At 35.1% G+C, this 8,402-nt stretch carries 9 protein-coding genes; 2 read left to right on the top strand and 7 right to left on the bottom strand.

The window, feature by feature from the left end; genetic code table 11:
• The 4 genes from rny to ftsY form a co-directional block, all read right to left on the bottom strand.
• On the bottom strand, positions 1 to 1,533 hold a 1,533-nt coding region (gene rny, locus ABX784_RS13830), incomplete at its 3' end, for a ribonuclease Y (RefSeq protein ID WP_372655647.1).
• A gap of 20 nt (positions 1,534 to 1,553) precedes the next feature.
• Entirely contained in the window at positions 1,554 to 2,108 is a 555-nt protein-coding gene (locus ABX784_RS13825) for a 5-formyltetrahydrofolate cyclo-ligase (protein WP_372655646.1), read from the bottom strand.
• Positions 2,109 to 2,141: 33 nt separating this feature from the next.
• Positions 2,142 to 2,447, bottom strand: coding sequence for a cell division protein ZapA (gene zapA, locus ABX784_RS13820; RefSeq protein ID WP_372655645.1), 306 nt, complete (start codon positions 2,445 to 2,447; stop codon positions 2,142 to 2,144).
• Between the two features lie 49 nt (positions 2,448 to 2,496).
• Positions 2,497 to 3,720, bottom strand: a complete 1,224-nt coding sequence (ftsY, locus tag ABX784_RS13815) for a signal recognition particle-docking protein FtsY (RefSeq protein WP_372655644.1) — start codon at positions 3,718 to 3,720, stop codon at positions 2,497 to 2,499.
• A 22-nt stretch (positions 3,721 to 3,742) separates the two neighbouring features.
• On the opposite strand from ftsY, the gene ABX784_RS13810 reads away from it, so the two are divergent.
• Positions 3,743 to 4,789 carry an amino acid--tRNA ligase-related protein gene (locus ABX784_RS13810; protein ID WP_372655643.1) on the top strand — a complete coding sequence of 349 codons (1,047 nt, stop codon included), beginning with the start codon at positions 3,743 to 3,745 and terminating at the stop codon, positions 4,787 to 4,789.
• On the opposite strand, the gene ABX784_RS13805 is transcribed toward ABX784_RS13810, so the two are convergent.
• The 3 genes from ABX784_RS13805 to ABX784_RS13795 are packed head-to-tail and all read right to left on the bottom strand — an operon-like array spanning position 4,783 to position 7,132.
• Complete coding sequence (locus tag ABX784_RS13805; RefSeq protein WP_372655642.1) at positions 4,783 to 5,565, bottom strand: hypothetical protein; 783 nt, start codon at positions 5,563 to 5,565, stop codon at positions 4,783 to 4,785. The genes ABX784_RS13810 and ABX784_RS13805 overlap by 7 nt on opposite strands.
• A gap of 3 nt (positions 5,566 to 5,568) precedes the next feature.
• The gene (locus ABX784_RS13800; protein ID WP_372655641.1) at positions 5,569 to 5,766 is read right to left on the bottom strand and encodes a hypothetical protein; all 198 of its coding nucleotides are present in this window, start codon (positions 5,764 to 5,766) and stop codon (positions 5,569 to 5,571) included.
• Positions 5,750 to 7,132, bottom strand: a complete 1,383-nt coding sequence (locus ABX784_RS13795) for a sigma-54-dependent transcriptional regulator (protein WP_372655640.1) — start codon at positions 7,130 to 7,132, stop codon at positions 5,750 to 5,752. Before ABX784_RS13795 ends, ABX784_RS13800 begins: the two co-directional genes overlap by 17 nt.
• 294 nt (positions 7,133 to 7,426) lie before the next feature.
• Between ABX784_RS13795 and ABX784_RS13790 the strand changes: the two genes are divergently transcribed.
• On the top strand, positions 7,427 to 8,402 hold a 976-nt coding region (locus ABX784_RS13790), incomplete at its 3' end, for a hypothetical protein (RefSeq protein WP_372655639.1).

The following is an 8,402-nucleotide window of genomic DNA, read 5'->3' as shown; positions in this document are numbered from 1 at the left end:
TTCTCTTACTACTGTGATTTTAATCGTTCCAGGGTAAGACATTTCTTCTTCGATTTTCTTAGCAATATCTCTAGAAAGCATTACTGTTTGTTCATCACTTACAGAATTGTTTTCTACGATAACTCTAACTTCTCTACCACCTGAGATTGCATAAGACTTTGAAACACCTTCAAAGCTATTAACAATTTCTTCGATATCAGTTAGACGTGATACATATGACTCCATCATTGCTTTTCTAGCACCTGGACGTGCACCAGAAAGGGCATCTCCAGCGGCTACAATATGAGCAAGTACTGATTCTGGTTTCTCATCATCATGGTGAGCTCTAATCGCGTGAACGATGTCAGGAGACTCTCCGTACTTCTTAGCAAAGTCAGCACCAGTTACAGCATGCGACCCTTCTGCAGAAGCATCAAGAACTTTACCGATGTCATGTAATAGACCAGCACGTCTTGCTTGCTTAACGTTAAGACCCATCTCAGCGGCCATAGCACCACAAATAAATGCAGCTTCAATAGCATGTTGATATTGATTCTGAGTATATGAAGTTCTCCAGTTAAGAGCACCAACTAACTTAAGAATCTCAGGGTGAATACCGTGAACTCCGATTTCCATCTGAGCTTTTTCACCAAGAGAAAGAAGTTGTTTTTCCATCTCTGCTTTAGACTTATCGTGAAACTCTTCAATTTTTGCTGGGTGAATTCTACCGTCAGCAATAAGTTTAAGAATTGTTTGTCTTGCAATTTCTCTTCTTACAACATTGAAAGATGAGATAACGACAACTTCTGGAGTATCATCAATAATTAAATCAACACCACAAATTTGTTCGAAGGCACGAATATTTCTACCTTCTCTACCAATTAGACGACCTTTAACATCATCAGAAGGAAGCTCTACTGTAGAAATTGTTTTTTCTGCAACATGCTCACCAGCAAATCTCTGAATTGCAATTCCTACAATTCTCTTAGCTCTCTCTTCTGCTTCTTCTTTAGCCTCTTCTTCTAGTCTTACAAGTCTTTTAGAAAAATCTACTTTTGCATCTTCTTCCATTAAAGAAATTAATTCTTCTTTTGCTTGATCTTCAGTTAGTTTTGCTACTTCAGTAAGTTTAACAACAATCTCTTCTTGCTTAGCCTTGAAGCGACCTTTTTCTTCATCTGCAGCTCTTCTAGCTTTTTCAACTTCAGCTTCTTTATCTGCAAGACGAGCTTTTTCTTTCTCGCTCTCTTCAAGCTTTGTATCTAACTTAGCTTCTTTCTGAGCAATTTCTTTTTCTTGATCTTTAATTTCTTTTGTTCTTTGATGAATTTCTTTATCAAGATTTTGCTTTTCTTCTCTTGAAATTTCTTTAGCTTCTTTTCTAGCTTTGTAAGCTAAATCTTTTGCTTTCTCTTTTGCTTCTTCGATGATCTCGTCACCTTTTGACTTTCTTTCATTCAATTCCTTCGTCGCTTGTGCATTTCTAACGAAAAACCCTGCTCCAGCACCAACGATTAGAAAAAGAACTGCTGCAAGAATTACTTCTATGCCCATTTCTTACTCCTTTTATTATTTCAAACTTTAATAACTTCGCTATCTGTGACTACCCAATTTAGATGACAATCGTGCTCTTCCATTGGGATCTCAGTTATTAGCTGATCATTAAAACCTAAACCTATTGTTATACATTTATAATTTTCTAAGTATCTATCGTAATAGCCTCGACCTCTCCCCAGTCTTTGCCCTTCTCTTCCAAAGGCCAAACCCGGTACCAATAAGATGTCTGGTTGGACAATCTTATTAGATAAGGACGGTTCTAAAATTTTTACTTTAAAGCTAGTGTTTTCAACTAAATCCTCAAAGCGAGACTCTCTAAAAACCATTTCTCCACACTCATTAATGCTTGGAAACGCAAGAGTCTTTATTTCTTTTCCCACTCCAGAAATAATATTTATTTCATCTTCGAGTGGTGCAAATAATCCTAAAATAATGTTTTTGGAAAGTAGTCCTTGGGACCTAAGAAGTTTTATTAAATTAACTAAACAAAGTTTTGCTTTTTCACTTCTCTGTACATTGTCTATTTTGGACAACACAGTTCGAAGTTCTTTTCTAAGCTTTTCTTTATTCAAAATAAATTTCCACTCTTATAACTAAGAGAAGATTTAAATCGTAGAAGGAGATACTTCTTCAATAAATTGAAGCGCATCACAAGCTGTCATATGCAGTTTTGATATATTATTTTCAAAGTCTCTTTCAATTGAGATTTTCTCATTCGCTATTTTAAGAGCTGCAAGTGTAGCCACTTGACCTATATCTAACTGAGGAGACTTTTGTCTTATTTCCTCAGTTATTTTTTGCACGTAACTCACAACATCCTGAGCTGAGATATTTGTCTCCGCTTCTTCAGGTGTGAACTTGATTTTATAACCCAGTACGTTAAATTCTTTTTCTTCTCTTATACTTTCCATCTCTTAAATATTACCCTTAAAGGTGTATTAGAGTCAATCAACTTACTCTCTAATCGATGTCCAATAAAGCATCTAAGTACTCATTCAAGTTGAAAACATTTAAGTCTTCTACCTGTTCGCCGACTCCAATGTACGTAATTGGTACTTTTAGCTTGTCAACAATACCTATTGCGGCTCCGGCCTTTGATGAGCCATCGCATTTTGTAAAAATTAATCCCGAAAGACCAAGAGTATTATTAAATTCTTCGGCCTGACGAATCGCATTCTGACCAGTAATCGCATCAATAACAAGTAGTGTTTGATGAGGGGCCGATTCATCCAGCTTTTTGAGTACATCACGACTCTTTTTTAGTTCATCCATCAGATTACCTTTTGTGTGTAATCTTCCGGCCGTATCAAGAATACAGTAATCGGCCTTTGAATTTATTGCTGTCTGTAAAGCGTCGTAACCAACTCCACTTGGGTTAGCTCCTTCTTTAGCTCGGATCATCTCTGCTCCAGCTCTTTGACACCATACTTCTAATTGATCAACTGCAGCTGCCCTAAAAGTGTCACATGCACCAACAACAACCTTAGCGCCTTGTCCCGTAAGCTTTGTCGCTAATTTTCCAATTGTCGTAGTTTTACCTGCTCCATTCACACCAACAACCATAATGACTTTAGTCTTACCTCTATTGGCCTCGCTAAAGTTATAAAGATCAGTATCAACACCTTCTTGAACAGTATTCATTTTTGAATCAAGAAAATTCTTTAAAAATTGTTTAAATTCTTGCTCACCAAAACCATCTTTTTTAGCTTCTTCTTCAAGCTCTTCAATAAGTTCTGCCGCTATTGTAGGTCCAATATCAGCTCCATAGAGTAGCTCTTCAACCTCTTCTAAAGTGTCATCATCAAGCTTTTTACCAGTAAAGATGGAACCAAGCTTTCCCCATACTTCATTACTAGACTTCGATAAACCCTTCTTTAGTCTCTCTCTCCAAGTCGGTCCAGTAGGAATAGTTTCCACTGGAGTCTCAACTTCAACAGCTTCAGTAGGAGCCTTTACAACTTGAGGTTCATCTATAATTATTTCTTCTTTAGTTTCAACTACTTCTGTCTTATCAACGGTAGTTGCTTCTATTTTCTTGGAAGGCTTTCTAAAGATTAGGTATAAAGATAAAACTAATAAAAGCCCTAAAGCTCCACCTGCTCCATAAACATGGTTAATATCTGCAGTAATATTCTGACCCGACTGGTCATAAAGATCTTGTAGTAATTTTACTAAATCATTCATTAAGAATCCTCTTGTGTATTTTATGAAGTCATTGATATGTCATAGGCACAAGAAAATCAACACATGGCGCGGTGAGAAAATGAAAGAAGAGACAAATCGACTAGAAAAATTGAAAACGCTCTTTAAGATTCAACAATATATTCGTGAGTTCTTCACTTCCAATGGATTTGAAGATGTCCAAACTCCACCAATTGTTCAAAACCCAGGAATGGAGACACATATTCATCCTTTTCAGGTGAGGAGCGCTCATAATAAAGAAAACCTAGATCTCTACCTGCATACATCTCCAGAGTTTCATATGAAGGAACTTCTCTCTGTTGGTTTTGAAAAAATATTTAATATATCCTATTGCTTTAGAGACGAACCAAACTCTACCCATCATCGACCTCAATTTCTTATGCTTGAGTGGTATAGAAAAGATGAATTCTATACAAAGATAATGGATGATGTTGAAGGCCTCTTTAAATTTTGTGCAAAAAGATCTTTAGAAGATGGAATAAATATAAGAACAGAATTCAATGAATTTGTTCCTATAAAGAAAACGATACAGGAAATTTTCATAGAGACTGTAAATATTGATATCTTAGAATATCTAGATAAAGATAAACTGGCAGCAAAAATAAGAAGTGACTTCAAACAAGTTCCACTACCATCAGAAAAAGAGCATGACCAATTATCATGGGATGATTACTATTTCTTACTTTTTTTAAATGAAGTTGAACCCAAGCTCAAAAAGTATCCCTTTATACTTCTTTATAATTTTCCAAGTCACTTAAGCGCTCTATCAACCATTAATAGAGAAGACCATAGGGTTTGTGACCGTTTTGAGGTTTATTCATTTGGAGTTGAAATTTGTAATTCGTTTAATGAGCTTACAGACTTAGCTCTTCTCAAAGAAAGATTTGATGGACAGGCCATTATGAAAAAAAACCTGTATCAATATTCTCTTCCTGAGCCGACTGACTTCTACCACACTATGAAGTCGCTTCCGACTTCAAGTGGAATAGCATTAGGTGTAGAAAGACTCATGATGTGTCTCACTAAGACAGAGAATCCTTTTTTCTACTGATTGGTAGTATTGAAAAGCTTATGAAGCTTAACCATCACTTCAGACTTAACATGTTGAACAGGAACAAACTCGGCCCACTTTCTATGTCTTTCTCTCGAAGTACTTTTTCTAATTTTATTAGTGAAAAAGTTAGGGTATTTCTTAGCTATTTCAGCAGAGAAAACGGCATACCAATCATAAAACAAATTCACATCTTTAAATAAAAGCTCATCTAGTATTTCCAAAGTTTGTTCAACAAGGACTCTCTTTAGTGTATAAAAATTTGTCTTCTCTAAAGACTCTTTAGATATTTCTTTATTCATGAATGTTGAAACATAATACTTTGAAAAATTGATTCCAGAGTCTGTCATAGGGGTATCATAATTCTCCATTGCCGCGTATGTATTATCTAAAACTAAGGCCCTATATACCCCTTCACGACTTCCGCCCTGAGAGATCACATTCATCCACTTTGCAACATCATTTTCATTTGGCTTTACTCTTCGTGCCGATTCATAGATTTCAAATAAGAAAGAGAGATCAGCTTTTTCCATTTTTTCTTTAGAGATTTTTGATTTCATCTTATCTTGATATTCAGCACGGACAGACTTAGCATCCTTATTTACTTTTGGTATCTCTGGAAGTTTAATATTCTCTTCTCTTTCACCAAATAACTTAACTGCGAGTTCATCTCCAAGATACTCTTCAACATAAGGTCTTAGTTTATCCGCAAAACCTTCTGCATGTGTATTTGTAATACTTAGAGAGAACAACATTACCATTAAAATCTTTTTCATTACTTAACCTTTATTTTTAATTATATTTTTAGCTTGATTCCACTGCTCTTCTAAAGACACGGCTTTTTCAAGAACTAGAGGTAAAATTTTTTCTACAATTTCTGGATTATTTTTCCAGTTATCATTTATCAGAGATAGTGACTGAGAAATTGCAGAGATGCTTGAATTTATATCATGAATAACTTTATTCTGATCCTGCATCTTTTCTCCTCTCTGATATCCTATAAAATGCACTATTTGATATTTTCAAGACACCAAGTGTTTTCCTTACTTTCTCATCATTTTCTTTTAAAACAATTGCTAGCGCATCTTCTTCTACTTTTTCTACAAATGACTTAAGTCCATTGATTTGAATATACTCTAGTTGCATCTTAGTAAGTATACTCCCATGAACAAGTTTATTGTCTATACTTGTCACTACAGCTTCAGACTCACAAACACCTTTAATATGAGAAGGAAGATCCTGAACACCAATCACCCCATGAGACTTTGATTGAAGTATCTCTACAACTCTTCTTAACTCTCTTATATTTCCAGGCCAAGAATAGCTATTCAAAATATTTTTAACTTCACTATTTAAAACAACACGTCTCTTCCCTTTACCTAAGAAGTGCTTTATCAATAGCGGTATATCTTCTCTTCTTTTAGACAATGAAGGGAGATCGATATTAAATCCCTCTATTCTAAAGTATAGATCTTCTCTAAAAGATCCATTCTTAACCATATCTTCTAAGTCTTCACACGTTGCACTAACTAAACGAAAATCAGATTTAACTAATGTCTCACTTCCGAGAGGATAGAAAGACTTTTCATCAATCGCCCTTAGAATTTTCTGTTGCAAAACCATCGGCATAGTCGCTATTTCATCTAGAAAAAGTGTTCCACCATCAGCAAGTTCAAACTTTCCTTTCTTACTAGTTTCAGCTCCTGAGAAAGCTCCCTTTTCATACCCAAATAGTTCGGCCTCTAATAAATTTTCTGGTATCTCAGAGCAGTTCAAATGAATAAAAGACTTATCATCTTCAAAAATTAACTCATGAACTAACTTTGCAATAAGAGTCTTTCCTGTACCAGTAGCTCCCTTTAAAAAAACAGGCTTATTAGTAGTAATAACTTCATTAATTACTTTTAAATTTTCAATGAGCTTATCATCTTGAGTAACATATTGATTGGCAAAGAAGTTTCTTAAAACTGATTCCTTAGAAAGTACTCTAAACTTTCTAAGGATCATATTTAAGGAATCTTTATCAAAAGGCTTTGAGAGGTAGTCTTCACATCCCCTTTTATAAGCTTCCTCAATATTTGTGTCTTCCTCTCTACCTGAGAGAACGACAGCATATGTTCTTTTACTTTTTACAATTGGAATTAAGTCTAGACCGGCCAAGTCTTTCTCTAAATCTAAGTCAATCCAAGCAAGATCAAATTTCTCTTCATTTAATAGTTTTATTGCTTCTTCAGAGTTTCTTGCTTCTCTAACAAGTCCATGACTTTTCAATGCCTCTACTAAATTTAATCTAGATAGATCATCATCCTCAATCACAAGAAAATTTAAAATTCTTTTGCTCATTAGCTAGTCCCAAAATCAATTTACTCACATGTTTATTACATTGTATTTTCCATTAGATATTTAAACAAACTTAAATAAAGAGGCATTCTTTGAACCCTTGAATTATGACTTTTCACAGGAAAAAATATTTTTTTTATAAATTTATGATTTCTTACCTTAAGCTGCCATTAATAGTTGTCAGTTTCACTCAAATTTTACGCTTAAATTAGGCAGATTTTTCCACTTAAGTATATGAAATTAAACCAACTATTTAAGTTTCTAAATATCCCATCTAAAAGTGTCGATAATAAGATTATGAGAACTTTATGGAAGATATCGACATTTATTTTACTATTATTCACCCTTACAGCTTGTATGCCGGATAGCCTTACTAAATTCAAGGAATCCCCTACTAAGAAAGCTGAAGATACAACCTCAGCTGGAGGAAGTGGTAGCGATGATGATGACGACAGTGTCACTTGTACGCCAGGGACCGATCCTGCCTGTACATCCCCAGGAACTTTTAGCTATCCAGGTGACAAGAATTATAAATTTCTCATAAATGAAGATGGTGAAACTTTTGTACTTCCAACAATTGCACCTACGTTCTCAAACCTTATTGAAGGACATGATCTATACTTAACTCTTTCTACTCCTAGTTCATTTGCTACAGATACAGGGTTAATAATCGACCACACTGATTCATCTCAATTCGTAGGAACACCAGATCGTTTTCTACCAAAAACTTTCTACGACATGACTGCAACATACTCAAGCGACCAGTTTGCTTCTGATGAAGTTTCAACTGATACTTTTGCTGTTACAATTGCTCAAGACTTAGAGTCTGTTATTTACCCTACAACTGTAGGTAGTAAAGTTATCTTAGAAGTTAGTGACGTTACCCCTTTCTCTGCAACTACCGGCTACAATTCGATTTCAGCTGAAAACGGAGTGAGTGGCTTAATCTCATATATTGATTCAGATAATAAAGAATTACATATTACTATCTCTGAAAATACCGGACAGGGATATTTTAGTGTTGACGGTGAAGTTGATAACAGTTCTGCCTTCTTTAATAGTAAAGCAACTGTTGCTGCCGTTTATAACACTTTTGATAGAACAACAAGTATCCAAAGCTCTTTATCTCCAACAGTACTTGGATATGAAGCTTTATCAACTGAAGAATTGTCATCAATTAGCTACTCAATATTCCCTTCTCTACCTGCGGGATTATCTTTTGATCAAGCAAGAGGGACTATTGGAACACTAAGAGCATATCAAAATGTTCCAG

It is taken from the genome of Halobacteriovorax sp., assembly GCF_041587335.1.
Lineage (GTDB): Bacteria > Bdellovibrionota > Bacteriovoracia > Bacteriovoracales > Bacteriovoracaceae > Halobacteriovorax.
The sequence above is the reverse complement of the archived record's forward strand: the minus strand, read 5'-3'. Positions and strand labels throughout refer to the sequence as shown.